Consider the following 24,659-nt stretch of genomic DNA (forward strand, 5'->3'; position numbering starts at 1 on the left):
CGGGTCAGTGCCACCACCCCGCGTGAGCGGGATGCGGGCAAGATCTACTTGTACCGGTAGACGATCCGGCCACGCGTCAGGTCGTACGGAGACAACTCCACCACGACCCGGTCGTCAGGGAGGATGCGGATGTAGTGCATGCGCATCTTGCCGCTGATGTGTGCCAGGACCTGGTGGCCGTTCTGGAGCTCCACCTTGAACATGGCGTTCGGAAGAGACTCGACGACAGTGCCTTCGATCTCGATGGCACCTTGCTTCTTGGCCACGCTTCGCCCTTCGAATCGACTACCTTGATCGACTACATGCTCCGTATGCAGACACACGGATGCACGAGAGCCGACGCGTCAGTCTACGTCAGTGCACTCGGAAAGACGAATCGAGAAAGTCTGCCCCATGCCGTAGATCGTTAAGCAACCGGTCGGCCCACCAGTGCCGCATGTCGCACCGCACTCCTATGGGCAGACGCGCCCAGTGGTGCCGCACTGCTGTGGGCAGGCGTGCCGCAGGGCGGCACGGGTGGGCACAGCCCACGGCGCCGCCCCGCGAGAACCACGGCTCTCGCCCCGGCGCAGCCGGACCCCTCAGCCCAGCGGGTCCGGTGCCGGGGTCACCCCGTACGCCGCAAGGCGCTCGCGTCCGCAGTCCGGGGCCGTCAGGACGAGCGGGCCCGCCTCCGTGAGGGCGACCGAGTGCTCCCAGTGCGAGGACCACGTGCCGTCCGTCGTGATGACGGTCCAGTCGTCCTCCAGGACCTCCGTGCGGGGCGTGCCGAGGGAGACCATGGGCTCGATGGCCAGGCAGAAGCCGGGGACCAGCTTGGGGCCCTTGCCGCGGCGGCGCTCGACGTAGTTCAGGAGGTGGGGGTCCATGTGCATCTCGGTGCCGATGCCGTGCCCGCCGTAGTCCTCGACGATCCCGTACTTCCCGCCGCCCGGCTTCGGCTGGCGGCGGATGTACGTCTCGATGGCACGCGAGACGTCGACGAGCCGGTTGCCCTGCTTCATGGCCGCGATGCCGGCCCACATCGACTCCTCGGTCACCCGGGAGAGCTCGATCAGCTCCGGGGCGTGACCGGTGCCCACGAAGGCGGTGTAGGCGGCGTCACCGTGCCAGCCGTCGACGATCGCGCCGGCGTCGATGGAGATGATGTCGCCGTCCTTGAGGACGGTCTTGTCGTCCGGGATGCCGTGCACGACGACCTCGTTGACCGAGGTGCAGATCGTCGCGGGGAAACCGCCGTACCCGAGGAAGTTGGACTTCGCGCCGTGCTCGGCGATCACCTTGCGGGCGACGTCGTCGAGATCCTTCGTGGTGGCGCCGGGCACCGCGGCCTCACGGGTCGCGGCGTGAATCGCGGCGACGACAAGGCCCGCCTCACGCATCTTCGCGATCTGCTCGGGGGTCTTGATCTGCACCATGGGGCTTCCGCTCTCCGTCATCCGTCCAACAACCGGCTACGTACGAACCGACTACGTACACAACAGTACGGCCGCGGTCCCCCGAAGGGCACCGCGGCCGAAACAGCGTACTGGTTACTCCTGGCTACTTGTCGCCCTTGAGCGCGTCCATCGCACGCGCGGTGACCTCGTCCACCTTGCCGAGCGCGGAGATCGTCACGACCAGACCCTGGGTCCGGTAGTAGTCGATGATCGGCTCGGTCTGCGTGTGGTAGACCTCGAGGCGCTTGCGGACGGTGTCCTCGCTGTCGTCCTCGCGCTGGTAGAGCTCGCCGCCGCAGACGTCACAGACGCCCTCCTGCTTCGGCTTGCTGTACGTCACGTGGAAGACGTGGCTGGAGTCCTTGCGGCAGATGCGCCGGCCGGCGATCCGCTTGACGACCTCGTCCTCCGGGACCTCCAGGTCCAGGACGGCGTCGAGCTTCACGTCATCGGCCTTGAGCGCCACGTCCAGCGCCTCCGCCTGCGACACGTTGCGCGGGAACCCGTCGAGCAGGAAGCCGTTCTCGGCGTCCGGCTGCGCCATCCGGTCCTTCGCCATGCCGATGGTCACCTCGTCGGGCACGAGGTTGCCGGCGTCCATGTACGCCTTCGCCTGCTTGCCCAGCTCCGTGCCCTGGCTGATGTTGGCACGGAAGAGGTCGCCCGTGGAGATGTGCGGGATCGACAGGTTCTTGGCGAGGAACGCGGCCTGCGTTCCCTTGCCCGCACCGGGCGGCCCGACGAGGACGATACGCATCAGCGGAGGAACCCTTCGTAATTGCGCTGCTGGAGCTGGCTCTCGATCTGCTTCACGGTTTCCAGACCCACACCCACGATGATGAGGATGCTCGTCCCGCCGAACGGGAAGTTCTGGTTAGCCCCGAAGCCCACCAACGCCATCGTCGGCACAAGAGCGATCAGACCCAGATACAGCGAACCCGGCCAGGTGATCCGGTTGAGTACGTAGCTCAGATACTCAGCGGTCGGACGGCCAGCCCGGATGCCCGGGATGAAGCCACCATACTTCTTCATGTTGTCGGCGACTTCCTCGGGGTTGAAGGAGATCGCGACGTAGAAGAAGGCGAAGAAGACGATCAGGATGAAGTACGTGGCGATGTAAATCGGATGGTCACCCTTGGTCAGGTTCGCCTCGATCCACGTCTTCCAGCCCGAGTTGCCGCCCGCGAACTGGGCGACCAGCGCCGGAATGTAGAGCAGCGACGAGGCGAAGATCACAGGGATGATGCCTGCCTGATTGACCTTCAGCGGGATGTACGTCGACGTCCCGCCGTAGGACCGGCGGCCGATCATGCGCTTCGCGTACTGGACCGGAATGCGGCGCTGCGCCTGCTCGACGAAGACCACCAGGCCGACCATGACGAGACCGACCGCGATGACGGTGCCGAACTCGATCCAGCCCTTGGCCAGGTCACCCTGCTGCTTGATGGCCCACAGGGCGCTCGGGAAGGTCGCGGCGATCGAGATGAACATCAGGATCGACATGCCGTTGCCGATGCCGCGGTCGGTGATGAGCTCACCGAGCCACATCACACAGGCCGTACCGGCGGTCATCGTGATGACCATCGTGATCGTCACGAAGATCGACTGGTCGGGAACGATCTCACTGGCGACGGGGCAGCCCTGGAAGAGGGTGCCGGTGCGGGCGGTGGCCACCAGGCCGGTGCCCTGAAGAATCGCGAGCGCGATGGTCAGATAGCGCGTGTACTGCGTGATCTTCGCTGTGCCGGCCTGGCCCTCCTTCTTGAGGGCCTCGAGTCGCGGGATCACCACGGTCAACAGCTGCAGAATGATGCTCGCCGTGATGTACGGCATGATGCCGAGCGCGAAGATCGTGATCTGCAGCAGCGCGCCACCGCTGAACATGTTGACGAGACCGAACAGGCCCTGGTTCGCATTGGCGTTGTCGATGCAGGCCTGGACGTTCTTGTAGTCGACACCGGGGATCGGCACATGCGTACCCACCCGGTAGATCACGATGATGCCGAGCGTGAAGAGCAGCTTCTTGCGCAGGTCGGGCGTCTTGAACGCCCGGGCGAACGCGGTGAGCACGGTGCCTCCTGCGACCCCCGCGCGCGTGCGCCAGAGGTGATGGTCTGAGGATCGACGAATACATATCAGTCAAGAAAACCGTGCGGGCAGACCGCACGGAGCTTAGACAGTGCACGCCACCTTACCGGCGACCGTGCCCCCCTTGGAACGACCAACCGGGGATGCCCCTTTTGTGGGGCATCCCCGGCTGGGAATCGCTCATGTCATCGACACGTCTTGATGAATCAGACGAGCTCGGTGACGGTACCGCCCGCGGCGGTGATCTTCTCCTTGGCGGAGCCGGAGACGGCGTCGACCGTCACCTGCAGCGCCACGGTGAGCTCACCCTGGCCGAGCACCTTGACGAGGCTGTTCTTGCGAACGGCACCCTTGGCGACGAGACCCTCGACGGTGACCTCGCCACCCTCCGGGTACAGCGCGCTCAGCTTGTCGAGGTTCACGACCTGGAACTCGGTCTTGAACGGGTTCTTGAAGCCCTTGAGCTTCGGGAGACGCATGTGGAGGGGCATCTGGCCACCCTCGAAGCGCTCCGGAACCTGGTAACGGGCCTTGGTGCCCTTGGTACCACGACCAGCGGTCTTACCCTTGGACGCCTCACCACGACCCACACGGGTCTTGGCGGTCTTGGCGCCCGGGGCGGGCCGGAGGTTGTGGACCTTCAGCGGGTTCTGCTCCGCCATGTCAGTCGACCTCCTCAACCGTCACGAGGTGGCGGACGGTGTGCACCATTCCGCGGAACTCGGGGCGGTCCTCCTTGACGACCTGCGTGTTGATGCCCTTGAGACCAAGGGAACGCAGGGTGTCGCGGTGGTTCTGCTTGCTGCCGATGTACGACTTCGTCTGCGTGATCTTGAGCTGTGCCATTACGCACCCGCTCCCGCACGAGCACGAAGCAGAGCCGCGGGGGCGACGTCCTCGAGGGGCAGACCACGGCGAGCCGCGATCTCCTCGGGACGCTGCAGGCCCTTGAGGGCCGCCACGGTCGCGTGCACGATGTTGATCGCGTTGTCGGAGCCCAGGGACTTCGACAGGATGTCGTGAACGCCGGCGCACTCGAGCACCGCACGCACCGGGCCACCGGCGATAACACCGGTACCGGGGGAAGCAGGCTTCAGCAGGACGACGCCCGCGGCCTTCTCACCCTGGATGGGGTGCGGGATGGTGCCCTGGATACGGGGGACCTTGAAGAAGTGCTTCTTGGCCTCCTCAACACCCTTGGCGATGGCGGCCGGCACCTCCTTGGCCTTGCCGTAACCGACACCCACGGTGCCGTCACCGTCGCCCACTACGACGAGCGCAGTGAAGCTGAAGCGACGACCACCCTTCACAACCTTGGCGACGCGGTTGATCGCGACAACGCGCTCAACGTACGCGGTCTTCTCGGCGGCGGCGTTGCCACCGTCGCGACCCTTCCGGTCCCGCCGCTCGCCGCCACCGGCACCGCCACCGCGGCGCTGGGGTCCAGCCATTGGAATTACCTCTCTCTGTTTCCGCTAGCTACGGAACCGACTCAGAACTTGAGTCCGGCTTCGCGGGCGGCGTCCGCCAGGGCGGCGATGCGCCCGGCGTACTGGTTACCACCACGGTCGAACACGACAGTCTCGACACCGGCGGCCTTGGCGCGCTCGGCGACCAGGGCGCCGACCGACTTGGCCTGCGCGGACTTGTCGCCCTCGGCGCCGCGGATCGTGGTGTCCAGGGTCGAAGCCGACGCCAGGGTGTGACCCTTGATGTCGTCGATGACCTGGGCCACGATGTGGCGGTTGGAACGCGTCACGACCAGGCGCGGACGCTCAGCCGTACCCGAGATGTGCTTACGGATGCGGATGTGACGACGCTTGATGGCAGCACGCTTGTAAGCGTCGCCCTTAGCAATCTTGACACCGTATGCCATGGCTTACTTACCCGCCTTTCCGACCTTGCGGCGGATGACTTCGCCTTCGTACTTGACGCCCTTGGCCTTGTACGGGTCGGGCTTGCGCAGCTTGCGGATGTTGGCCGCAACCTCGCCGACCTTCTGCTTGTCGATGCCCTCGACCGAGAACTTGGTCGCCGATTCGACCTTGAAGGAGATGCCCTCGGGCGCCTCGATCAGGATCGGGTGGCTGTAGCCGAGCGAGAACTCCAGGTTGGAGCCCTTCGCCAGGACGCGGTAACCGACACCGCTGATTTCGAGCTTCTTCACGTAACCCTGGGTCACGCCGGTGATCATGTTCGCCACCAGCGTGCGGGACAGGCCGTGGAGGGCCTTGTTCTGACGCTCGTCGTTCGGGCGGGTGACGTTCAGAACGCCGTCCTCACCCTTAGCGATCTCGATCGGCGCGACGATGGTGTGGCTCAGGGTGCCCTTGGGACCCTTGACCGCGACCGTCTGGCCGTCGATGGTGACGTCCACGCCGGCGGGAACCGTGATGGGGAGCTTGCCAATACGCGACATTAGCTATTCCTCCGTTCCCGACTACCAGACGTAGGCGAGGACTTCCCCACCTACGCCCTTCTTGCCTGCCTGCTGGCCGGTCAGGAGACCGTGCGACGTGGAGATGATCGCCACGCCGAGGCCGCCGAGGACCTTCGGCAGGTTGGTGGACTTCGCGTAAACCCGGAGACCGGGCTTGGAGATCCGCTTGATGCCCGCGATGGAGCGCTCACGGTTCGGGCCGAACTTCAGCTCGAGAACGAGGTTCTTGCCGACCTCGGCGTCCTCGACCTTCCAGCCCGTGATGAAGCCCTCCTGCTGGAGGATCTCCGCGATGTGAGACTTGATCTTGCTGTGCGGCATCGCCACGGTGTCGTGGTACGCCGAGTTCGCGTTACGCAGACGAGTCAGCATGTCCGCGATCGGATCAGTCATGGTCATGAATTGGCCTTCGGCCTCTCTCGCCGGGGTTTCCTATCTGCGCCATCCCTCTCCCCACTCAGAGGCAGGACGGGTGCGGCGCGGGGACCTACGGCGTAGTAAGTCGGTCAGGGCGGCAGACGCCCAACCCTCCTAGCCTAAGCCATGTGGAGGACGGCATCTGCCAACCCTTTACTTACCGAGAGATCCAGGAGTCCCAGAAACCTTCGAAAAGGTGGGGACTACCAGGAGCTCTTGGTCACGCCCGGGAGCTCGCCACGGTGAGCCATCTCACGAAGGCACACGCGGCAGAGGCCGAACTTGCGGTAGACGGAGTGCGGGCGGCCGCAGCGCTGGCAGCGGGTGTACGCACGCACACCGAACTTGGGCTTACGAGCAGCCTTGGCAATCAGAGCCTTCTTCGCCATCTCGCTTACGCCTCCTTGAACGGGAAGCCGAGGTGACGAAGGAGCGCACGGCCCTCAGCGTCGTTGGTCGCCGTGGTCACCACGGTGATGTCCATACCCCGGACGCGGTCGATCTTGTCCTGGTCGATCTCGTGGAACATGACCTGCTCCGTGAGACCGAAGGTGTAGTTGCCACGGCCGTCGAACTGCTTGGGGGACAGACCACGGAAGTCGCGGATGCGCGGCAGCGCGAGCGACAGGGTGCGGTCCAGGAACTCCCACATGCGGTCGCCACGGAGCGTGACGTGGCAGCCGATCGGCTGGCCCTCGCGCAGCTTGAACTGCGCGATGGACTTCCGGGCCTTCGTCACGGCCGGCTTCTGGCCGGTGATCGTGGTGAGGTCGCGGATGGCGCCGTCGATCAGCTTCGAGTCACGGGCGGCGTCGCCGACACCCATGTTGACCACGATCTTGACCAGGCCGGGGATCTGCATGACGTTCTCGTAAGAGAACTCCTCACGCAGCTTGTCCTTGATCTCGTCGCGGTACTTCGTCTTGAGACGCGGAGTGGTGGTGGTCGTCATCAGATGTCCTCACCCGTCCGCTTGGCAACGCGGATCTTGTTGCCCTCGTCGTCGAAGCGGTATCCGACGCGCGTGACAACCTTGTTGCCGTCCTTCTCCACGACCAGCTGGACGTTGGAGACGTGGACGGGGGCCTCGGTGGTCACGATGCCGCCGGCCTGCGAGCCGCTGGCGGTCGGGCCGGCCTTCGTGTGCTTCTTGACCCGGTTGACACCCTCGACCAGGACGCGCTCCTCGCGCGGGTAAGCGGCAATGACCTTGCCCTGCTTGCCCTTGTCCTTACCGGTGATGACCTGGACCAGGTCGCCCTTCTTGATCTTCATGCTTACAGCACCTCCGGCGCGAGCGAGATGATCTTCATGAACTTCTTCTCGCGCAGCTCACGGCCGACAGGGCCGAAGATACGGGTGCCGCGAGGGTCGCCGTCGTTCTTCAGAATGACGGCGGCGTTCTCGTCGAAGCGGATGTACGAGCCGTCCGGACGGCGGCGCTCCTTGACGGTGCGAACGATGACCGCCTTGACGACGTCACCCTTCTTCACGTTGCCACCGGGGATCGCGTCCTTGACGGTGGCGACGATGACGTCACCGATGCCCGCGTAGCGGCGACCCGAGCCACCGAGAACACGGATGGTGAGAATTTCCTTCGCACCCGTGTTGTCGGCGACGCGCAGTCGCGACTCCTGCTGGATCACGTCTATCTCCTGATTGTCTGCCGGTTCCCCCGGGGCAGTTCAGCGAACTGCCCCGGGAGCCTGGCGGAACGAACTCCGAGGGGGGTGCCCCTCAGAGGGATTACTTGGCCTTCTCGAGGATCTCGACGATGCGCCAGCGCTTGGTGGCGGACAGCGGACGCGTCTCCATCAGGAGGACGCGGTCGCCGACGCCGGCAGCGTTCTGCTCGTCGTGCGCCTTGAGCTTGTTGGTACGGCGGATGACCTTGCCGTACAGCGCGTGCTTGACGCGGTCCTCGACGGCGACGACGACGGTCTTGTCCATCTTGTCGCTGACGACAAGACCCTCACGGGTCTTGCGGAAGCCGCGCGCGGCCTTCGTCTCTTCAGTCACGTTGCTCTCGCTCATCAGGCGCTCTCCACCGTCTCGATGCCCAGCTCGCGCTCACGCATCAGGGTGTAGATCCGCGCGATGTCCTTACGGACGGCCTTGAGCCGACCGTGGTTCTCGAGCTGGCCCGTCGCCGCCTGGAAGCGGAGGTTGAACAGCTCTTCCTTGGCCTCGCGAAGCTTGTTGACAAGCTCCTCGTTGCCCAGCTCGCGCAGCTCGGACGCCTTGGTACCGGCCGACATCACGACTCACCTGCCTCGCGCCGGACGATGCGGCACTTCATCGGAAGCTTGTGAGCAGCGCGGGTAAGCGCCTCACGAGCAATCTTCTCGTTCGGGTACGACAGCTCGAACATGACGCGTCCGGGCTTGACGTTGGCGACCCACCACTCCGGAGAACCCTTACCGGAACCCATGCGGGTCTCGGCAGGCTTCTTGGTGAGGGGGCGGTCCGGGTAAATGTTGATCCAGACCTTGCCGCCACGCTTGATGTGACGCGTCATCGCGATACGAGCTGCCTCGATCTGACGGTTCGTCACGTACGCCGGGGTCAGCGCCTGGATGCCGTACTCGCCGAACGCAACCTGCGTGCCACCCTTGGACATACCGCTGCGCTTCGGGTGGTGCTGCTTGCGGTGCTTGACCCTACGGGGGATCAGCATTTCGGTCAGGCCTCCGTTCCGGTGCTCTCAGCAGCCGGAGCAGCGGCGGGCGCCTCGGCCTTGGGGGCCTCGGCGGCCGGAGCCGACTGCTGCGGCTTGCGGCCGCGACCGCCACGCTCGCCACCGCGGCCACCACGGGCCGGGCGGTCGTTGCCACCACGGGCCGGGCGGTTGCCGGCGCGGGCAGCGGCGTTCTCGGCGCGGACCTCGGCGATGTTCTTGACGTCGCCCTTGTAGATCCAGACCTTCACGCCGATGCGGCCGAAGGTCGTCTTGGCCTCGAAGAAGCCGTAGTCGACGTTGGCGCGGAGCGTGTGCAGGGGCACGCGGCCCTCGCGGTAGAACTCCGAGCGCGACATCTCGGCGCCGCCGAGACGGCCACCACACTGGATCTTGATGCCCTTGGCGCCCGCCTTCATCGCCGACTGCATGCTCTTACGCATGGCGCGACGGAAGGAGACGCGGGAGGACAGCTGCTCCGCCACGGCCTGGGCCACGAGCTGAGCGTCGACCTCGGGGTTCTTGACCTCGAGGATGTTCAGCTGGACCTGCTTGCCCGTGAGCTTCTCGAGGTCGCCGCGGATGCGGTCGGCCTCGGCGCCACGGCGGCCGATGACGATGCCGGGACGGGCGGTGTGGATGTCCACACGCACGCGGTCACGGGTGCGCTCGATCTCAACCTTCGAGATGCCGGCGCGCTCCATGCCGGACGTCATCATCCGACGGATGGCGACGTCTTCCTTGACGTAGTCCTTGTACAGCTTGTCGGCGTACCAACGCGACTTGAAGTCGGTCGTGACACCGAGCCGGAACCCGTGCGGGTTTACCTTCTGGCCCATTACCGGGTTCCTTCCTTGCTGCTGACGACCACGGTGATGTGGCTGGTCCGCTTACGGATCCGGTAGGCACGGCCCTGAGCACGCGGACGGAACCGCTTCAGGGTCGGGCCCTCATCCACGTACGCCTCGCTGATGACCAGCGAAGAGGCGTCGGTGTGGTCGTAGTTGTGCGCGGCGTTGGCAATGGCGCTGTCCAGCACCTTGCCGACCGGCACGCTCGCGGCCTGCGGGGCGAAACGCAGGACCGCCTGAGCCTCCGTGGCATCCATGCCACGGATGAGGTCCACCACGCGGCGGGCCTTCATGGGCGTGACGCGGATGTACCGCGCCTGGGCCCTGGCTTCCATGGTTGTCCCTTCGGTGTTAGTCATAGTCGTTCCACCCCGCGTTAGCGGCGCTTCGACTTCCGGTCGTCCTTGACGTGGCCGCGGAAGGTGCGAGTCGGCGAGAACTCGCCGAGCTTGTGGCCGACCATCGACTCGGTGACGAACACCGGGATGTGGGTCTTGCCGTTGTGCACCGCGATCGTGTGACCCAGCATGCTGGGAATGATCATCGAGCGACGGGACCAGGTCTTGATGACGTTCTTGGTGCCGGCTTCGTTCTGGGCGTCCACCTTCTTTACGAGGTGGTCGTCGACGAAGGGCCCCTTCTTGAGACTGCGCGGCATCTAAACCCGCTCCTAGCGCTTCTTGTTCGACTTGCGGCGGCGGACGATGTACTTGTTGCTCGCCTTGTTGCGATCACGAGTACGACCCTCCTTCTTGCCCCACGGCGAGACCGGGTGACGACCACCGGAGGTCTTGCCTTCACCACCACCGTGCGGGTGGTCGACCGGGTTCATCACGACACCACGCACGGTCGGGCGGACGCCCTTCCAGCGCATACGGCCGGCCTTGCCCCAGTTGATGTTCGACTGCTCGGCGTTGCCGACCTCGCCGATGGTGGCGCGGCAGCGGACGTCGACCAGACGGATCTCACCGGACGGCATGCGAAGGTGCGCCATGGCGCCTTCCTTCGCGAGCAGCTGCACGGAGGCACCCGCGGAGCGGGCGAACTTCGCGCCGCCGCCGGGCCGCAGCTCGATGGCGTGGATGGTCGTACCGACCGGGATGTTGCGCAGCGCCATGTTGTTGCCGGGCTTGATGTCGGCGCCGGCGCCACTCTCGATCCGGTCACCCTGCTGCGTGCCGCGCGGGGCGAGGATGTAGCGCTTCTCGCCGTCCGCGTAGTGCAGCAGCGCGATGCGCGCGGTGCGGTTGGGGTCGTACTCGATGTGCGCGACCTTGGCCGGCACGCCGTCCTTGTCGTGGCGACGGAAGTCGATCACGCGGTAGGCGCGCTTGTGGCCACCACCCTGGTGGCGAACGGTCACACGACCGGAATTGTTACGGCCGCCCTTGCTGTGCAGCGGGCGAACCAGCGACTTCTCCGGCGTGGACCGCGTTACCTCGACGAAGTCGGCTACGGAGGAGCCACGGCGGCCCGGCGTAGTCGGCTTGTACTTGCGGATTCCCATTTCTCAGTCCTCGTCCGATATTCGGACCAGGGCGCTCCGTTAGGAGGCCTGGCCGAAGATGTCGATACGGTCGCCCTCAGCAAGGGTCACGATCGCGCGCTTGGTGTCGGCACGCTTGCCGAAACCGGTGCGCGTACGCTTCCGCTTGCCCTGACGGTTGATCGTGTTGACGCCGGTGACCTTGACCGAGAAGACCGCCTCGACGGCCTGCTTGATCTGGGTCTTGTTGGCGCCCGGGGCCACGATGAACGTGTACTTGCCCTCGTCGAGCAGCGCGTACGACTTCTCGGAGACGACCGGCTTGACGAGGACGTCGCGCGGGTCCGAGAAGGACTTGCTCAGCGGGGTGGGCTCAACGGCGATCTTGCCCTCGGTCGCGATGCGCTTCGCCTTGGCGACGCGCGCGGCCTTGGCGGCCTTCGCAGCCTTGGACGCGATGCTCTGGTGACGGATGGCCATCAGGCTTCGCTCCCTTCGGTGTCAGTGGCCTTCGGGCCGGACACGAAGGACTCGAACGCGGCCTTGGTGAAGACCACGTCGTCCGAGACGAGCACGTCGTACGTGTTCAGCTGGCCCGGCTCCAGGATGTGGACCTGGGGCAGGTTGCGGGCGGAGAGCAGCGACAGCTCGTCCGAGCGCTCGATGACCAGGAGCACGTTCTTGCGCTCGCTGACCTTGCCGAGCAGGCTCTTCGCGGCCTTCGTCGAGATCTCGCCCTCGACCACGCCGGAGACGACGTGGATGCGGGAGTTGCGCGCCCGGTCGGTGAGGGCGTGACGCAGGGCGGCAGCCTTCATCTTCTTGGGGGTGCGCTGGGAGTAGTCACGCGGCACGGGGCCGTGGACGACGCCACCGCCGGCGAACTGCGGCGCACGGGTCGAACCCTGGCGCGCGCGGCCGGTGCCCTTCTGGCGGTAAGGCTTCTTGCCACCACCACGGACTTCACCGCGGGTCTTGGTCTTGTGCGTGCCCTGACGGGCCGCGGCCAGCTGCGCGACGACGACCTGGTGGATCAGCGGAATGCTGATCTTCTCGACGTCGAAGATCTCCGCGGGGAGCTCGACCGTCCCGGTCTTGTCGCCTGCCGGCGAAAGGATGTCAATGGTGCTCATGGGTTACCTCAGGCCCCCTTGGCCGCGGTACGGACCAGGACGAGGCCGCCGTTCGGACCGGGGACCGCGCCCTTGATGAGCAGCAGACCCTTCTCCGCGTCAACGGCGTGGACGGTCAGGTTCTGGGTGGTGACCCGCTCGTTGCCCATGCGACCCGCCATGCGCATGCCCTTGAAGACACGGCCGGGGGTGGCACAGCCACCGATGGAACCGGGCTTGCGGTGCACGCGGTGGGCACCGTGGGAGGCCTTGCCGCCGTGGAAGTTGTGACGCTTCATCACACCGGCGAAGCCCTTGCCCTTGCTCTTGCCGGTGACGTCGACCTTGATACCGGCCTCGAACGTCTCGGCAGTCAGCTCCTGGCCGAGGGTGTACTCGCTGGCACCAGCGGTACGGATCTCGACGAGGTGGCGACGGGGGGTCACGTCGGCCTTGGCGAAGTGGCCCTTGAGGGGCTTGTTCACCTTGCGCGGGTCGATCTCGCCGAAGGCGATCTGGACCGACTCGTAGCCGTCGCTGTCATTCGTACGGACCTGGGTAACGACGCAGGGCCCGGCCTTGACCACGGTCACCGGGACGACACGGTTGTTCTCGTCCCAGACCTGGGTCATGCCGAGCTTCTCGCCCAGGATGCCCTTGATCTGCTTGGTCATCTTCTTCGCGCCCTTCAGAGCTTGATCTCGATGTCGACGCCGGCCGGAAGGTCCAGGCGCATCAACGAGTCAACGGTCTTGGGGGTGGGGTCGAGGATGTCGATCAGGCGCTTGTGCGTGCGCATCTCGAAGTGCTCGCGCGAGTCCTTGTACTTGTGCGGCGACTTGATGACGCAGTACACGTTCTTCTCAGTGGGCAGCGGCACCGGGCCCGCGACCGACGCACCAGTGCGAGTCACCGTCTCGACGATCTTCTTCGCCGAAGAGTCGATGACCTCGTGGTCGTAGGCCTTGAGCCGGATGCGGATCTTCTGTCCCGCCATGGCTACTTAGTAGTCCTTTGTCTCGAACGCTCTGGCTCCCGATAGGCCCTTTTTTCTACTTCCTCCGACCCACGCGGTCGGGCGTGTCGCAGTCCCGCTCACACAGTTCTCCCGAAGGAGAATCCCTGCTAGGGGCTGCGGCCCTGATGACCGCGGGTCCGGGGGAAGAAACCCACCGGGCGCCTGGCTGAACCACCGCGCTGCACTTCCCGAAAGATTCCCGTACTTCCGCCCCAGCGCTGCCTGCGGGCCTTTACGGGCCCTGCGACAGATAAGGCGACGAGTACTGTGGGACTCGCTTCCGGTCCTCCCGGCGGGAGGCGCGCAGCATCGGCACTCAACCGAGCAACCATGACAGTCTGCCATACGGGGCACGTCTGGTGCCAATCGAGCCGAAGAGCGTACCCCTTGAGTGACGCAGATCAAACCCGGGACGCGCCGCCACAGCACGCGCCACGCGCACGACACGCGCACGTCACGCGCACACAGAAGGGCCCGTACGACCGAAGTCGTACGGGCCCTTCCGCTACTGCGAGGTACTGCTGTGCGCTCAGTTCAGAGCGACCGGGAAACCCCGATCAACGCGCAAGCGGGAAGCTTACTTGTTGATCTTGGTGACCTGGCCGGCGCCGACGGTCCGGCCACCCTCACGGATGGCGAACTTCAGGCCCTCTTCCATGGCGACGGGCTGGATGAGCTCCACGGACATCTCCGTGTTGTCACCCGGCATGACCATCTCGGTGCCCTCGGGGAGGGTCACGACGCCGGTCACGTCCGTCGTACGGAAGTAGAACTGCGGGCGGTAGTTGTTGAAGAACGGGGTGTGACGGCCACCCTCGTCCTTCGACAGGATGTAGGCCTGGGCCTCGAACTCGGTGTGCGGCGTGACCGAACCGGGCTTGATGATGACCTGGCCGCGCTCGACGTCCTCGCGCTTGATGCCACGGAGGAGCAGACCGACGTTCTCACCGGCCTGGCCCTCGTCGAGCAGCTTGCGGAACATCTCGATGCCGGTGACCGTGGTGGTGGTCTTCTCGGTCTTGATGCCGATGATGTCGACGGTCTCGTTGACCTTGAGGACACCACGCTCGATGCGGCCGGTGACGACGGTGCCACGACCGGTGATCGTGAAGACGTCCTCGATCGGCATCAGGAACGGCTTGTCGACGTCGCGCTCGGGCTCCGGGATGGACTCGTCCACGGCCTTCATGAGCTCGAGGACGGTGTTGCCCCACTCCTTGTCGCCCTCGAGGGCCTTCAGAGCGGACACCTTGACGACCGGCAGGTCGTCGCCCGGGAACTCGTACTCGGAGAGGAGCTCACGGACCTCGAGCTCGACGAGCTCCAGGATCTCCTCGTCGTCCACCATGTCGGCCTTGTTCAGGGCGACAACGATGTACGGAACGCCGACCTGGCGGGCCAGGAGCACGTGCTCCTTGGTCTGCGGCATCGGGCCGTCGGTGGCGGCGACCACGAGGATGGCGCCGTCCATCTGCGCCGCACCCGTGATCATGTTCTTGATGTAGTCCGCGTGACCGGGGCAGTCGACGTGGGCGTAGTGACGCGCCTCGGTCTGGTACTCGACGTGCGCGATCGAGATCGTGATACCGCGCTGGCGCTCCTCGGGAGCCTTGTCGATCTGGTCGAAGGCCGAGGCCTCGTTCAGGTCGGGGTACGCGTCGTGCAGCACCTTGGTAATGGCGGCCGTGAGGGTCGTCTTACCGTGGTCAATGTGACCGATGGTGCCGATGTTGACGTGCGGCTTAGTCCGCTCGAACTTCGCCTTCGCCACTGGGTCCTCCTGGGAGTGGTTCTGTACGCCTTGCTTCATCGGCGCCAGGTGATCTTTGCTGGGAAGCCAGCCGCCGGGGTTCTCGCCCTGCTGGGGTCGAACCCCGGCGGATGGTGTCAAGCCTAAAGCGTTAACTCGGGTGAGTTACTCGCCCTTGGCCTTCGCGATGATCTCCTCGGCGACGTTCCGCGGAACCTCGGCGTAGGAGTCGAACTGCATTGAGTAGCTTGCGCGACCCGACGTCTTGCTGCGGAGGTCTCCGACGTAGCCGAACATCTCCGAGAGGGGCACGAGGCCCTTCACGACGCGAGCGCCGCTGCGCTCCTCCATGGCCTGGATCTGGCCACGGCGGGAGTTGATGTCACCGATGACATCGCCCATGTAGTCCTCGGGCGTGGTGACCTCGACGGCCATCATCGGCTCGAGCAGCACGGGGCTGGCCTTGCGCGCGGCCTCCTTGAAGGCCTGCGAACCGGCGATCTTGAAGGCGAGCTCGGAGGAGTCGACCTCGTGGTAGGCGCCGTCGATGAGCGTGACGCGAACGCCCGTCATCTCGTAGCCCGCCAGGATGCCGAACTGCATGGCCTCCTGAGCACCCGCGTCCACCGAAGGGATGTACTCCTTGGGGATGCGGCCACCCGTGACCTTGTTCACGAACTCGTACGACGCGTCGCCGCCCTCGATGGGCTCGATCGCGATCTGCACCTTCGCGAACTGACCGGTACCACCGGTCTGCTTCTTGTGGGTGAAGTCGACGCGCTCGACGGCCTTGCGGATCGTCTCGCGGTACGCCACCTGCGGCTTGCCGACGTTCGCCTCGACGCGGAATTCGCGCTTCATGCGGTCGACGAGCACCTCGAGGTGAAGCTCGCCCATACCACCGATGATGGTCTGGCCGGTCTCCTCGTCCGAGTGAACGCGGAAGGAGGGGTCCTCCTCCGAGAGACGCTGGATGGCGACACCCAGCTTCTCCTGGTCACCCTTGGACTTCGGCTCGATGGCGACCTCGATGACCGGCGCCGGGAAGTCCATGGACTCCAGGATCACCGGCTGCTTGTCGTCGGAGAGCGTCTCACCCGTGGTGGTCTGCTTCAGGCCCATGACGGCGACGATGTCACCGGCGCCCACCGACTCGATCTCCTCACGCTTGTTCGCGTGCATGCGGTAGATCTTGCCGATGCGCTCCTTCTTGCCCTTGACGGAGTTCAGCACCGCGGTGCCGGAGTCCAGGCGACCGGAGTAGATCCGGACGAAGGTGAGCTTGCCGAGGTGCGGGTCGCTCGCGATCTTGAACGCGAGGGCCGACAGCGGCTCGTCGTCGGACGGCTTGCGCTTGATGACCTGCTCCGGGTCCTTGACGTCGTGGCCCTCGATGGCCTCGACGTCCAGGGGGGAAGGCAGGTAGCGCACGACCGCGTCGAGCAGGGGCTGGACGCCCTTGTTCTTGAACGCGGTACCGCAGAAGACGGGGGTGACGGTGGTGTCGCCGCCCTTGCCGGAGGCGATGGTGATGCGACGGATCGCCGCGTACAGCTGGTCCACCGAGGGCTCCTGGCCCTCGAGGTACAGCTCCATCATCTCTTCGTCGTTCTCCGCGACGGCCTCGAGGAGCTTGCCGCGGTACTCCTCGGCAGCCTCGGTGTGCGTGTCGGGGATGTCGACGATGTCGTAGGCCTCGCCCATCTTGGTCTCGGCGGACCAGACGAAGGCCTTCATGGTGACGAGGTCGACGACGCCCTTGAAGTCAGCCTCTGCACCGATGGGCAGCTGCATGACCAGCGGGGTCGCACCGAGGCGGTCGACGATCATGTCGACGCAGCGGTGGAACTCGGCACCCGTGCGGTCGAGCTTGTTGACGAAGCAGATACGCGGGACGCCGTAGCGGTCCGCCTGACGCCACACGGTCTCGGACTGGGGCTCAACGCCGGCGACGCCGTCGAACACCGTCACGGCACCGTCGAGCACGCGGAGCGAACGCTCCACCTCGACGGTGAAGTCGACGTGGCCCGGGGTGTCGATGATGTTGATGGTGTGATCGACGTCGTTCAGCGGCCAGTGACAGGTGGTGGCAGCAGAGGTGATCGTGATGCCACGCTCCTGCTCCTGCTCCATCCAGTCCATCGTCGCGGCGCCGTCGTGGACCTCACCGATCTTGTACGAGACACCGGTGTAGAACAGGATCCGCTCGGTGGTCGTCGTCTTGCCCGCGTCGATGTGAGCCATGATGCCGATGTTGCGCACCTTGGCCAGGTCAAGTGAAGTGGTAGCCATGTCGGCTCAGTCTTCTCTCGGTCTCGATGTGGGTAGCGACTACCAGCGGTAGTGCGCGAAGGCCTTGTTGGACTCGGCCATCTTGTGGGTGTCCTCGCGCTTCTTCACAGCGGCACCGAGGCCGTTGGAGGCGTCGAGGAGCTCGTTGAGCAGACGCTCGGTCATGGTCTTCTCGCGACGGGCGCGGGAGTAACCGACCAGCCAGCGCAGGGCGAGCGTGTTCGCACGGCCCGGCTTGACCTCGATCGGGACCTGGTAGGTCGCGCCACCGACACGGCGGGACTTGACCTCGAGGGTCGGCTTGATGTTCTCGAGCGCGCGCTTCAGCGTGATGACCGGGTCGTTGCCGGTCTTCTCGCGCAGGCCCTCCATGGCGCCGTACACGATGCGCTCGGCGGTGGAGCGCTTGCCGTTCAGCAGCACCTTGTTGATGAGGGAGGTCACCAGAGGAGAACCGTAGACCGGGTCGATGATGACCGGGCGCTTCGGGGCGGGGCCCTTACGAGGCATTCTTACTTCTCCTTCTTGGCGCCGTAGCGGCTGCGGGCCTGCTTGCGGTTCTTGACACCCTGGGTGTCGAGGGAACCGCGGATGATCTTGTAACGAACACCAGGCAGGTCCTTCACACGGCCACCACGCACGAGCACGATGGAGTGCTCCTGCAGGTTGTGTCCCTCACCCGGAATGTAGGCCGTGACCTCGATCCCGGAGGTCAGACGCACACGCGCGACCTTACGGAGGGCCGAGTTCGGCTTCTTCGGGGTGGTCGTGAACACACGCGTGCAGACGCCACGGCGCTGGGGCGAACCCTCGAGTGCGGGCGTCTTGTTCTTCTCGACCTTGTCCTGCCGGCCCTTGCGGACCAGCTGCTGGATCGTAGGCACTACTTCTCCGGTTTCTGTGTGCCGAATAGTAAAGCTAACCCGGAACGTCGCCGACCCACGCGGTCGGGTGTGTCGAATCCTGCAGACTCCCGCCGCAAGGCGGAAAGGGGCGCAGATCACGGTGGCCTTGTTGACGGACTCGCGATGCGGTTGAAGACACGCGCACGAGCCCAGGCACACCCCAGGCACAAGGTCTGAGCGTACCTACCTCATCGAGTCTGGTCAAAACAAATGCGATGGGGGGCGACACGCCGGGCTTTTCGATTCGCGCGCGACTGCTCCAGGCCAGTGCGGCTGGTTGTCGCCGGTACCCCGATCGGCCCCCTCAAGTACGTTGAATGGTCGCGAAACCGATGGCATCGACGCACGTGAACACGGGGGCAGCGGGATGACCGGCGGGCTGGGGCACGTGTGGAGCGACGACGGCCTCGATGATCGGGTGCCCTTCCTGGCACGGCTGGAGAGGGACGACCGCACCGCGCTGCTGGCCATTGGCCGCCCTCTTCACTATCCCGCCCGCGCGGTCATCATGCGCCAGGACGAGCCCTCCACTCATGTGCTGCTGCTCCTCCAGGGCTGGACCAAGGTCACGGCCACCGCGGCCAACGGCTACGAGGCCCTCCTCGCTCTGCGAGGCCCCGGCGACATCATCGGAGAGGGCGCCGCATTGAGCGGCCGCGGCCGCTCGGCCACCGTGACCGCGCTGGAGCAAGTCGAAGCGGTCACCATCGAGCAGGGCCGCTTCACCGGGTTCCTCGCGGGAAACCCCGAGGTCGCACTCAAACTCCTGGGGCTCGCCACCGACCGCCAGCGCTCGACCGACCGTCGCCGACTTGAGTGGGCGGCCCTCACGGTGCGTGAGCGGCTCGCTGTCCTGCTCCTGGACCTCCTGCGTACCCACGGCACCCGGACCGAAGAGGGCATCGCGCTGACCATCCCGCTCAGCCAGCAGGAGTTCGCGGGTTCGGTCGGAGCCTCCCGCGAGGCGGTCGCCCGGCTCCTGAAGGAGCTGCGGAACCGGCGGATCGTCGTCACGAGCCGTCGCCGCATCGTCGTCGTCCGGCCGGACGTGCTTCGCCGCATAGCCGGGAGCGAGCCCGCCTAGCCCGGCGCTCTGTGCACACGGTCACAGTTCGTACGCGTCATCGGCCCTCGGAGGACAGCCTCCGGCCCGCCATGGTTCTCGTCGACGGAGCAATCCGACCGACGAGAGGCAGACATGTCCGAGCCCGTTAACCGCACCATCCTGCTCTTCGACATCGAGAAGTTCGGAACCCGGGACGACGTCGAGCAGGCGATTCTCCGACGGCTCCTGTACGACGTGGCGGACGGCACGCTCAACGTCGCCGGCGTCAGCGAGACGGCACGGCTCCGCACCGACCGGGGTGACGCCGTCGTCGAACTCATCGACGCCAACGTGCCGGTGTCCACCCTGGTCAAGGCATTGCTCACCGAGACCCCGATGCTGCTGCACGCGAAGAACCGGCTGATGGCGAACAGTACTCAGATCCGGTTGCGGATCGTGCTCGCGGCTGGATATGTCGCCTTGGACGAGAACGGATGGGTCGGATCGGACCTCAACCACGCCTTCCGTCTCCTCGACGCCGACCCGCTGCGAGAAGCGCTGAAGGCCGCCGACGGCAGCAGCGTTCTCTGCGTGTCCGACAGCGTGTACCAGGGCGTGGTGCGCCACGGCCACCACGGAGTGCGGCCCGAGGAGTTCCATCAGGTCGCCGTGCAGGCCAAGGAAGGGGCTACGAGCGCCTGGCTGCACCGGGTCCCCTCGGCCGGGCGCAAAGACGGCGGTGCCCCCTCTCCCGGCTCTCCGGCCCCGGGCAGTACGCCGGTCTCCCCTACCGGCAGCACTCAGATCATGGGTTCGCAGTACGGGGTCGCCGGCGGTGAGGTCAACGGCGACCTCTCCTTCGACTTCCGCGGCCAGGAGCAAGGTGAAAGGAAGTGAGCCAGGAGGGGCAGCCCGCGGCGGTGAAGCCGTCGAAGGGCGACCGCCCGGACAAAGCCGAGAAGCCCGGGAAGGCTGCCGCCCCGGCGGACGGTGACTCCGCCGTCGAAGGGCAGGAACAGGACGAGTCGACGCAGGAGCCCGGGGAGCGGCAACCGGCCTGGGCCGCCCGCCGAGACCTCATCGACCACACCCCCGAGACCCTGATCACTCGCGATCAATTCGGCGTGGTGGGCGGCCATGTCTCAGGTGACGTCGTCTTCCAGCTCGGTTCCCCGGGCTTCAGCGGATCCCTCCGTACGGCGTCCGGCCACATCCCTCAGAACCACCTGGAAGAACTGGCCGCCGTCTACCGGAGCTGCCCGAGCTTCGACGAAGCCCTGGCGCTGCTTCGTGACGAACGCGTCGTGGTCCTCCGGGGCAGCCGTGCCACCGGCCGGAGGTCCGCCGCTCTGATGCTGCTGGACCGGCTCGGTGCCCGACCGATCCGGCTGCTCGAGCCGGACACCGCCCCGGCGGCCCTGCCGGACGCCTTCGACGGAGCGCCGGGCTATCTCCTGCACGAACTGACCACCAGCCGCAGCAAGCCGCTGCTGGAAGCCCACGTGCTGGGCGTGCGGGAGCAACTGGCGCGGCGCGGAGGTCTGTGCGTGATCACGGTGGAGACGTCGTCCGTGCTGCTCGACGTCCCCTGTGTCACCTGGGAGCCGCCACCGGTCGAGGACATCCTCGCTGCTCACGTCACGCACCTGGTGGGGGCGGATGCCTGGCAGCAGCTGCGGCGGACCCAGCCCGTCGAGGAGTTCATCGCGCGCACCCACCAGCCCGACGAGACACGCAGGTTCGCCGAACAGCTCGCCGCTCATCACCGTGGTGAGCTCAACGAGGAGAAGCTGATCGACTTCGCCCGGTCGGCGTTGGCGGACCGTGTCACCCGGTGGCTCACGGCACCGGAGAAGCCTGACGGCGACGAGCTGCGCGACAAGGCGTTCCTGATCTCTCTCGCCGTCTTCGACCGTGCTCCCTACGCCACCGCCGCCGAGCTCGGCGACAGCCTCTTCGTCCGGCTACAGGAGACGGCCAATCCGCACGAGGCGCCCCGCATCCCGGTCTTCGGCAGCTCCATCCCCTCACGGCTGGAGCTGGCCCACGCGCTCGGCTCCACGCGGGACGAGGTCACGGAATGGGGTCCGGTGTCCCAGTACTCCGTCGAGTTCGAGGACGCCGACACCGCGCGCGTGCTGCTGCGCGAAGTATGGACCGTCCACCCCTCGACCCGGCCGGCCCTCGTTCCCTGGCTCCAGCAACTGGCCTCCGACGGGCGTCCCCTGGTCCGTACTCGAGCCGCGGCGGCCACCGCGCTCCTCGCCAAGGCCGACCTCTCGTCCGCCATGGCACATCTGATCGAACCGTGGGTCAGCGGCCGGTCGTACAACGGCTGGCTGACCGCCGCCAACGCACTCAGCCTCGCGGGTCTGCTCGAGGTGGAGGGCGTGCACCGGATCCTGCACACCTGGTGCACCGGGGAGCACCCAAGCCGCCGCTGGACCGCCATCCGCGTCTACGGGCTGCTCGGCCCCAGACACCCGGAACAAGCGCTCGACGCGCTGCTCGAGGCCGTACGCCTGGAGAACGAAGAGGAGGAGGAGGTGAACCAGCTCGCCGAGGCCACCCAGCTGCTGCTTCTCGCGGCCCGCGGGCCGGTGCTCAGGGCACTCGTGCCACTGCTCCACGACGACCACACAGTGCACGACCACGTCCTGTGGGCCTTCGGGCTCGCCTGCCGCGAGACGGTGGAGGGCACGGAGCGCCCTCTTGTCCTGGAGTGGTACGCCGCGGCCCACGCCGACCCGAACAGTGACGAGGACGTGCTGCTCGCCGCTCTCTGGCGTGCCGCCCTGGGCGATCGTGCCCATACCGACAGCGCAATGGACACGTTGCAGCAGTGGCTCCGCGTGGCGGAACACGACCGGCAGGTCGAGGAGCCGCTGGCACTGCTGCTGTCCGACCTCTCCGCCCCTGCCACCAACCAACACCGGATCGGCTACTTGCTGCGCACCGCGCGCGAGGCCGATGGCAGCCCTCTGGGCGTCATCGACCGCTTGCGAACAGCCGTCTCAGCTCTTTCATGAACACCGAGGAGCCACCCATGGCGAACAGCGATGACCAGCAGGATCCACTGGCTGCACCGCACGAACGGCCAGAACGGCCCGAAGGGCTCGAACGACTCGAACGACGGGATCCTTCGAATTTCCTCGACCGGCCCATCGAGATCACCGACCCCGTGCTGGCAGTGCGTCACCTGACGCGGTACGAGCTGCCGGGGAGACGGCACCTGGGGCGCGCGGACTGCGCCCTCGTCCTTGCCGGGGCAGGTGACACGTACGAGACCTACATACCCCCGCGGCGTCCGGCCGGCCTCCGCGGCCACACCGCTGTGTACGAGGTGGACATGGGGGTTCATCCCCTGTGCCTCCGCACCCGGCTTCCCAGCGCGGCCGACAGCTTCCAGTTCGACACCACCTTCGACCTCACCTGGCAGGTGGTCGACCCGGAACAGTTCGTCGCCAGCCACGAACGGGACGTGCCGGCGCTGCTGAACCGGGTGCTTCAACGATTGATGCGCCCGACGACGCGCACGTTCCCGATCTCGTCCAGCGCGGCCGCCCAAGTCGCGGTGCAGCAGTTGCTCGACATGTCCACAGACATCGCGGCGCACCAGGGCCTTCGGATCGAGGGCACCGCACGGCTGGAGCGGGACCCGGCGCTGCGTCAACTCGAACAGGAACAGGATCTCAGGGCCAAGAAGATCGCGTTCTACCGGCACCACCTGGCCCGGGGCGGGCTCAGCGCCCTGCTCCTCCACCTGTCCGAACACCCACAGGACACCCACCTGGTGGTGGACTGCCTGCGCGCGGATGAGCTGAAGCAGATCGAGAACCAGCTCCAGCTCATAGACCGCGTGCTCCCTGACGGGCCGCTGGAGAAGTACCAGCTCGAAGAGCCTCAGCAGTTGGTCCTTGCCCTCTTCAGGTCCGCACTGACGCAAGTGAAGTCAGGACCGCCCCCACAAGGGGATCCCCTGCTCAAGTCAGTCGCTCCCCTCCCACCAGTACTCGACGAGCAGCGCGAAAGCCCATGCCGGACGGCCGAAAACTCCTAGCCCCAGGGAGGGGACACCATGTCCCAACCACACGAACCGGAGTACCCCGAACACATACCCGTGGCGGAAACCCCCCACTCGCCGCCGGACGCCGCTCCCCCACCCCCGAAGACCGGCCCCACCGCCGGCCGCGTCCACATCGCGGCTCCTCGCCGGCGCGCGGACGTCATGGCCATCAGCGCTCTCGCGCTCCATGTGCCGCACACGGTCGTCGGTCTCGTGGCCGTGACCTGTCTGGGCTTCCTCGTGGAGAGCTGGACCGGCCTACCTGCCTGGGTGACCGCCGTCAGCTGGCTGCTCAGCGGCGCGCTGGTCCTCCACCGTCCCACCGAGGCTTTCCTGGCCCACCATGTACTGGGCTACAGGCCGCCGTCACTCGGCGAACAGGACCGGCTCGCGCCCCCCTGGCATGACGTCACCGCTCGATTCGGCGTGGCCAGCACCGCGTACCAACTCTGGATCCATGAGAGCGAGAAGCCCAGCGCGGAGGCCGCCGCCGGCCACATCGTCGCCGTGACATCGGCCGCGCTCCGGCTGCCGCCCGGCCAGCTGTCCGCCGTGCTCGCCCATGAACTCGGCCACCATGTGGCCGGTCACTCCTGGACGGCGCTGCTGACCTTTTGGTACGCCCTCCCCGCCCGGCTCATCTGGCGGGCTGTGCGTGCTCTGTATCGCCTGCTGTCGCCATCGCGCCGCATCCGGACCAGAAAGGACACGAAGGCCAGGAGCCAGCTCCTGCTGATCGCGATACTCCTCGCGTCACTGGTGGTGTACCTGTTCCCCTGGCTGCTCCTGCTGGCGCTGATCCCCCCACTGCTCGCCGCGGTCAGGCGGCGTGCGGAACTGCGCGCCGACCGCTCCGCCGCCGCCCGCGGCTATGGACCTCAACTCGCCTATGTGCTCGAGAAGTTCATCATCGACGGAGCGGACGCGAAGCAGCCCGCATCGCCCGACAACGACAGGTTCCGCCCGGCGGTCTCACTGCTCTCTCCGCATCCGGACCTCCACACCCGGCTGCAGAGCCTTCAGCGCTACCTCGAAACGCACAGGAACTGAAACGCCGACGGGCGGCCACCCCG

34 protein-coding genes are annotated in these 24,659 nt (G+C 66.3%); 5 read left to right on the forward strand and 29 right to left on the reverse strand.

Annotated features, from left to right (window positions below; genetic code table 11):
• Positions 1 to 44 precede the first annotated feature (44 nt).
• The 29 genes from infA to rpsL form a co-directional block, all read right to left on the reverse strand.
• Positions 45 to 266 carry a translation initiation factor IF-1 gene (gene infA, locus ACZ7LU_RS15875; RefSeq protein WP_003948620.1) on the reverse strand — a complete coding sequence of 74 codons (222 nt, stop codon included), beginning with the start codon at positions 264 to 266 and terminating at the stop codon, positions 45 to 47.
• Between the two features lie 315 nt (positions 267 to 581).
• Positions 582 to 1,418, reverse strand: coding sequence for a type I methionyl aminopeptidase (map, locus tag ACZ7LU_RS15880; RefSeq protein ID WP_398300208.1), 837 nt, complete (start codon positions 1,416 to 1,418; stop codon positions 582 to 584).
• Between the two features lie 124 nt (positions 1,419 to 1,542).
• Positions 1,543 to 2,196 (reverse strand): adenylate kinase, encoded by a 654-nt coding sequence (locus ACZ7LU_RS15885; RefSeq protein WP_398300206.1) that lies wholly within the window; start codon positions 2,194 to 2,196, stop codon positions 1,543 to 1,545.
• Positions 2,196 to 3,509 (reverse strand): preprotein translocase subunit SecY, encoded by a 1,314-nt coding sequence (gene secY, locus ACZ7LU_RS15890; RefSeq protein ID WP_468557072.1) that lies wholly within the window; start codon positions 3,507 to 3,509, stop codon positions 2,196 to 2,198. Before secY ends, ACZ7LU_RS15885 begins: the two co-directional genes overlap by 1 nt.
• A 224-nt stretch (positions 3,510 to 3,733) precedes the next feature.
• A complete protein-coding gene (gene rplO / locus ACZ7LU_RS15895) occupies positions 3,734 to 4,189 on the reverse strand; it encodes a 50S ribosomal protein L15 (protein WP_062775150.1) in 456 nt (151 codons plus the stop codon).
• Position 4,190: 1 nt separating this feature from the next.
• Positions 4,191 to 4,373: a 50S ribosomal protein L30 gene (rpmD, locus tag ACZ7LU_RS15900; protein ID WP_005481207.1), complete on the reverse strand. Its 183-nt coding sequence runs from the start codon at positions 4,371 to 4,373 to the stop codon at positions 4,191 to 4,193.
• Positions 4,373 to 4,978 carry a 30S ribosomal protein S5 gene (gene rpsE / locus ACZ7LU_RS15905; RefSeq protein WP_055564834.1) on the reverse strand — a complete coding sequence of 202 codons (606 nt, stop codon included), beginning with the start codon at positions 4,976 to 4,978 and terminating at the stop codon, positions 4,373 to 4,375. The genes rpmD and rpsE overlap by 1 nt, the downstream gene beginning before the upstream one ends.
• Positions 4,979 to 5,019: 41 nt before the next feature.
• A complete protein-coding gene (gene rplR / locus ACZ7LU_RS15910; RefSeq protein ID WP_398300201.1) occupies positions 5,020 to 5,403 on the reverse strand; it encodes a 50S ribosomal protein L18 in 384 nt (127 codons plus the stop codon).
• 3 nt (positions 5,404 to 5,406) lie between these two features.
• The gene (gene rplF, locus ACZ7LU_RS15915) at positions 5,407 to 5,946 is read right to left on the reverse strand and encodes a 50S ribosomal protein L6 (protein ID WP_055527119.1); all 540 of its coding nucleotides are present in this window, start codon (positions 5,944 to 5,946) and stop codon (positions 5,407 to 5,409) included.
• A gap of 21 nt (positions 5,947 to 5,967) precedes the next feature.
• Complete coding sequence (gene rpsH / locus ACZ7LU_RS15920; protein WP_018528360.1) at positions 5,968 to 6,366, reverse strand: 30S ribosomal protein S8; 399 nt, start codon at positions 6,364 to 6,366, stop codon at positions 5,968 to 5,970.
• A 221-nt stretch (positions 6,367 to 6,587) separates the two neighbouring features.
• Positions 6,588 to 6,773 (reverse strand): type Z 30S ribosomal protein S14, encoded by a 186-nt coding sequence (locus ACZ7LU_RS15925; RefSeq protein ID WP_003956452.1) that lies wholly within the window; start codon positions 6,771 to 6,773, stop codon positions 6,588 to 6,590.
• A 5-nt stretch (positions 6,774 to 6,778) separates the two neighbouring features.
• Positions 6,779 to 7,336, reverse strand: a complete 558-nt coding sequence (gene rplE, locus ACZ7LU_RS15930) for a 50S ribosomal protein L5 (RefSeq protein WP_362994433.1) — start codon at positions 7,334 to 7,336, stop codon at positions 6,779 to 6,781.
• Complete coding sequence (rplX, locus tag ACZ7LU_RS15935; RefSeq protein ID WP_030685463.1) at positions 7,336 to 7,659, reverse strand: 50S ribosomal protein L24; 324 nt, start codon at positions 7,657 to 7,659, stop codon at positions 7,336 to 7,338. Before rplX ends, rplE begins: the two co-directional genes overlap by 1 nt.
• A 2-nt stretch (positions 7,660 to 7,661) precedes the next feature.
• Positions 7,662 to 8,030 (reverse strand): 50S ribosomal protein L14, encoded by a 369-nt coding sequence (gene rplN, locus ACZ7LU_RS15940; RefSeq protein ID WP_003974257.1) that lies wholly within the window; start codon positions 8,028 to 8,030, stop codon positions 7,662 to 7,664.
• A gap of 100 nt (positions 8,031 to 8,130) precedes the next feature.
• A complete protein-coding gene (gene rpsQ / locus ACZ7LU_RS15945; RefSeq protein WP_164321735.1) occupies positions 8,131 to 8,418 on the reverse strand; it encodes a 30S ribosomal protein S17 in 288 nt (95 codons plus the stop codon).
• On the reverse strand, positions 8,418 to 8,642 hold the full coding sequence (gene rpmC, locus ACZ7LU_RS15950; RefSeq protein WP_006347226.1) for a 50S ribosomal protein L29: 225 nt from the start codon (positions 8,640 to 8,642) through the stop codon (positions 8,418 to 8,420). Before rpmC ends, rpsQ begins: the two co-directional genes overlap by 1 nt.
• Positions 8,642 to 9,061 carry a 50S ribosomal protein L16 gene (gene rplP, locus ACZ7LU_RS15955; protein WP_055698227.1) on the reverse strand — a complete coding sequence of 140 codons (420 nt, stop codon included), beginning with the start codon at positions 9,059 to 9,061 and terminating at the stop codon, positions 8,642 to 8,644. Before rplP ends, rpmC begins: the two co-directional genes overlap by 1 nt.
• Positions 9,062 to 9,066: 5 nt before the next feature.
• Positions 9,067 to 9,900 carry a 30S ribosomal protein S3 gene (rpsC, locus tag ACZ7LU_RS15960; protein WP_055564829.1) on the reverse strand — a complete coding sequence of 278 codons (834 nt, stop codon included), beginning with the start codon at positions 9,898 to 9,900 and terminating at the stop codon, positions 9,067 to 9,069.
• On the reverse strand, positions 9,900 to 10,247 hold the full coding sequence (gene rplV / locus ACZ7LU_RS15965; protein ID WP_004571827.1) for a 50S ribosomal protein L22: 348 nt from the start codon (positions 10,245 to 10,247) through the stop codon (positions 9,900 to 9,902). Before rplV ends, rpsC begins: the two co-directional genes overlap by 1 nt.
• Positions 10,248 to 10,288: 41 nt before the next feature.
• On the reverse strand, positions 10,289 to 10,570 hold the full coding sequence (gene rpsS / locus ACZ7LU_RS15970) for a 30S ribosomal protein S19 (RefSeq protein WP_030782571.1): 282 nt from the start codon (positions 10,568 to 10,570) through the stop codon (positions 10,289 to 10,291).
• Positions 10,571 to 10,582: 12 nt separating this feature from the next.
• Positions 10,583 to 11,419, reverse strand: a complete 837-nt coding sequence (rplB, locus tag ACZ7LU_RS15975) for a 50S ribosomal protein L2 (protein ID WP_268772968.1) — start codon at positions 11,417 to 11,419, stop codon at positions 10,583 to 10,585.
• 39 nt (positions 11,420 to 11,458) lie between these two features.
• On the reverse strand, positions 11,459 to 11,878 hold the full coding sequence (gene rplW, locus ACZ7LU_RS15980) for a 50S ribosomal protein L23 (protein ID WP_055564827.1): 420 nt from the start codon (positions 11,876 to 11,878) through the stop codon (positions 11,459 to 11,461).
• Complete coding sequence (rplD, locus tag ACZ7LU_RS15985; protein ID WP_150171088.1) at positions 11,878 to 12,531, reverse strand: 50S ribosomal protein L4; 654 nt, start codon at positions 12,529 to 12,531, stop codon at positions 11,878 to 11,880. The genes rplW and rplD overlap by 1 nt, the downstream gene beginning before the upstream one ends.
• A gap of 8 nt (positions 12,532 to 12,539) precedes the next feature.
• The gene (rplC, locus tag ACZ7LU_RS15990; protein ID WP_030782583.1) at positions 12,540 to 13,184 is read right to left on the reverse strand and encodes a 50S ribosomal protein L3; all 645 of its coding nucleotides are present in this window, start codon (positions 13,182 to 13,184) and stop codon (positions 12,540 to 12,542) included.
• A 14-nt stretch (positions 13,185 to 13,198) separates the two neighbouring features.
• A complete protein-coding gene (rpsJ, locus tag ACZ7LU_RS15995) occupies positions 13,199 to 13,507 on the reverse strand; it encodes a 30S ribosomal protein S10 (RefSeq protein ID WP_003948644.1) in 309 nt (102 codons plus the stop codon).
• Between the two features lie 598 nt (positions 13,508 to 14,105).
• Positions 14,106 to 15,299 carry an elongation factor Tu gene (tuf, locus tag ACZ7LU_RS16000; RefSeq protein WP_150171078.1) on the reverse strand — a complete coding sequence of 398 codons (1,194 nt, stop codon included), beginning with the start codon at positions 15,297 to 15,299 and terminating at the stop codon, positions 14,106 to 14,108.
• A gap of 144 nt (positions 15,300 to 15,443) precedes the next feature.
• Positions 15,444 to 17,570 (reverse strand): elongation factor G, encoded by a 2,127-nt coding sequence (gene fusA, locus ACZ7LU_RS16005; protein ID WP_362994424.1) that lies wholly within the window; start codon positions 17,568 to 17,570, stop codon positions 15,444 to 15,446.
• A 39-nt stretch (positions 17,571 to 17,609) separates the two neighbouring features.
• The gene (gene rpsG / locus ACZ7LU_RS16010) at positions 17,610 to 18,080 is read right to left on the reverse strand and encodes a 30S ribosomal protein S7 (protein WP_003974303.1); all 471 of its coding nucleotides are present in this window, start codon (positions 18,078 to 18,080) and stop codon (positions 17,610 to 17,612) included.
• A 2-nt stretch (positions 18,081 to 18,082) separates the two neighbouring features.
• Positions 18,083 to 18,454 carry a 30S ribosomal protein S12 gene (gene rpsL / locus ACZ7LU_RS16015; RefSeq protein ID WP_003948652.1) on the reverse strand — a complete coding sequence of 124 codons (372 nt, stop codon included), beginning with the start codon at positions 18,452 to 18,454 and terminating at the stop codon, positions 18,083 to 18,085.
• 388 nt (positions 18,455 to 18,842) lie between these two features.
• On the opposite strand from rpsL, the gene ACZ7LU_RS16020 reads away from it, so the two are divergent.
• The 5 genes from ACZ7LU_RS16020 to ACZ7LU_RS16040 all read left to right on the forward strand — a co-directional run bounded on the left by ACZ7LU_RS16020 (position 18,843) and on the right by ACZ7LU_RS16040 (position 24,636).
• Entirely contained in the window at positions 18,843 to 19,559 is a 717-nt protein-coding gene (locus ACZ7LU_RS16020; RefSeq protein WP_471916961.1) for a Crp/Fnr family transcriptional regulator, read from the forward strand.
• Between the two features lie 114 nt (positions 19,560 to 19,673).
• Positions 19,674 to 20,417: a hypothetical protein gene (locus ACZ7LU_RS16025; protein WP_471916962.1), complete on the forward strand. Its 744-nt coding sequence runs from the start codon at positions 19,674 to 19,676 to the stop codon at positions 20,415 to 20,417.
• A complete protein-coding gene (locus ACZ7LU_RS16030; protein WP_471916963.1) occupies positions 20,414 to 22,549 on the forward strand; it encodes a hypothetical protein in 2,136 nt (711 codons plus the stop codon). The genes ACZ7LU_RS16025 and ACZ7LU_RS16030 overlap by 4 nt, the downstream gene beginning before the upstream one ends.
• A gap of 17 nt (positions 22,550 to 22,566) precedes the next feature.
• On the forward strand, positions 22,567 to 23,580 hold the full coding sequence (locus tag ACZ7LU_RS16035) for a hypothetical protein (protein ID WP_471916964.1): 1,014 nt from the start codon (positions 22,567 to 22,569) through the stop codon (positions 23,578 to 23,580).
• Between the two features lie 18 nt (positions 23,581 to 23,598).
• The gene (locus tag ACZ7LU_RS16040; protein ID WP_471916965.1) at positions 23,599 to 24,636 is read left to right on the forward strand and encodes a M48 family metalloprotease; all 1,038 of its coding nucleotides are present in this window, start codon (positions 23,599 to 23,601) and stop codon (positions 24,634 to 24,636) included.
• Positions 24,637 to 24,659 lie beyond the last annotated feature (23 nt).

The organism is Streptomyces sp. NPDC039462 (assembly GCF_055639375.1).

Excerpts from the sequence above, each read along its gene's own strand:
- rplF (WP_055527119.1), bottom strand. The coding sequence starts at position 5,946 with ATGTCGCGTATTGGCAAGCTCCCCATCACGGTTCCCGCCGGCGTGGAC.
- rplE (WP_362994433.1), bottom strand. The coding sequence starts at position 7,336 with ATGACGACCACCACCACTCCGCGTCTCAAGACGAAGTACCGCGACGAG.
- rplB (WP_268772968.1), bottom strand. The coding sequence starts at position 11,419 with ATGGGAATCCGCAAGTACAAGCCGACTACGCCGGGCCGCCGTGGCTCC.
- rpsJ (WP_003948644.1), bottom strand. The coding sequence starts at position 13,507 with ATGGCGGGACAGAAGATCCGCATCCGGCTCAAGGCCTACGACCACGAG.
- map (WP_398300208.1), bottom strand. The coding sequence starts at position 1,418 with ATGGTGCAGATCAAGACCCCCGAGCAGATCGCGAAGATGCGTGAGGCG.
- rplR (WP_398300201.1), bottom strand. The coding sequence starts at position 5,403 with ATGGCATACGGTGTCAAGATTGCTAAGGGCGACGCTTACAAGCGTGCT.
- ACZ7LU_RS16040 (WP_471916965.1), top strand. The coding sequence starts at position 23,599 with ATGTCCCAACCACACGAACCGGAGTACCCCGAACACATACCCGTGGCG.
- rplV (WP_004571827.1), bottom strand. The coding sequence starts at position 10,247 with ATGGAAGCCAGGGCCCAGGCGCGGTACATCCGCGTCACGCCCATGAAG.
- ACZ7LU_RS16020 (WP_471916961.1), top strand. The coding sequence starts at position 18,843 with ATGACCGGCGGGCTGGGGCACGTGTGGAGCGACGACGGCCTCGATGAT.
- rpsE (WP_055564834.1), bottom strand. The coding sequence starts at position 4,978 with ATGGCTGGACCCCAGCGCCGCGGTGGCGGTGCCGGTGGCGGCGAGCGG.
- rplD (WP_150171088.1), bottom strand. The coding sequence starts at position 12,531 with ATGAGCACCATTGACATCCTTTCGCCGGCAGGCGACAAGACCGGGACG.
- rpsS (WP_030782571.1), bottom strand. The coding sequence starts at position 10,570 with ATGCCGCGCAGTCTCAAGAAGGGGCCCTTCGTCGACGACCACCTCGTA.
- ACZ7LU_RS16025 (WP_471916962.1), top strand. The coding sequence starts at position 19,674 with ATGTCCGAGCCCGTTAACCGCACCATCCTGCTCTTCGACATCGAGAAG.
- fusA (WP_362994424.1), bottom strand. The coding sequence starts at position 17,570 with ATGGCTACCACTTCACTTGACCTGGCCAAGGTGCGCAACATCGGCATC.
- rpsG (WP_003974303.1), bottom strand. The coding sequence starts at position 18,080 with ATGCCTCGTAAGGGCCCCGCCCCGAAGCGCCCGGTCATCATCGACCCG.
- rpmD (WP_005481207.1), bottom strand. The coding sequence starts at position 4,373 with ATGGCACAGCTCAAGATCACGCAGACGAAGTCGTACATCGGCAGCAAG.
- rplP (WP_055698227.1), bottom strand. The coding sequence starts at position 9,061 with ATGCTGATCCCCCGTAGGGTCAAGCACCGCAAGCAGCACCACCCGAAG.
- ACZ7LU_RS15925 (WP_003956452.1), bottom strand. The coding sequence starts at position 6,773 with ATGGCGAAGAAGGCTCTGATTGCCAAGGCTGCTCGTAAGCCCAAGTTC.
- rplX (WP_030685463.1), bottom strand. The coding sequence starts at position 7,659 with ATGAAGATCAAGAAGGGCGACCTGGTCCAGGTCATCACCGGTAAGGAC.
- rplO (WP_062775150.1), bottom strand. The coding sequence starts at position 4,189 with ATGGCGGAGCAGAACCCGCTGAAGGTCCACAACCTCCGGCCCGCCCCG.
- rplW (WP_055564827.1), bottom strand. The coding sequence starts at position 11,878 with ATGGCCATCCGTCACCAGAGCATCGCGTCCAAGGCTGCGAAGGCCGCC.
- rpsH (WP_018528360.1), bottom strand. The coding sequence starts at position 6,366 with ATGACCATGACTGATCCGATCGCGGACATGCTGACTCGTCTGCGTAAC.
- rpsC (WP_055564829.1), bottom strand. The coding sequence starts at position 9,900 with ATGGGCCAGAAGGTAAACCCGCACGGGTTCCGGCTCGGTGTCACGACC.
- rpsQ (WP_164321735.1), bottom strand. The coding sequence starts at position 8,418 with ATGAGCGAGAGCAACGTGACTGAAGAGACGAAGGCCGCGCGCGGCTTC.
- rpmC (WP_006347226.1), bottom strand. The coding sequence starts at position 8,642 with ATGTCGGCCGGTACCAAGGCGTCCGAGCTGCGCGAGCTGGGCAACGAG.
- rplC (WP_030782583.1), bottom strand. The coding sequence starts at position 13,184 with ATGACCAAGCAGATCAAGGGCATCCTGGGCGAGAAGCTCGGCATGACC.
- ACZ7LU_RS16035 (WP_471916964.1), top strand. The coding sequence starts at position 22,567 with ATGGCGAACAGCGATGACCAGCAGGATCCACTGGCTGCACCGCACGAA.
- ACZ7LU_RS15885 (WP_398300206.1), bottom strand. The coding sequence starts at position 2,196 with ATGCGTATCGTCCTCGTCGGGCCGCCCGGTGCGGGCAAGGGAACGCAG.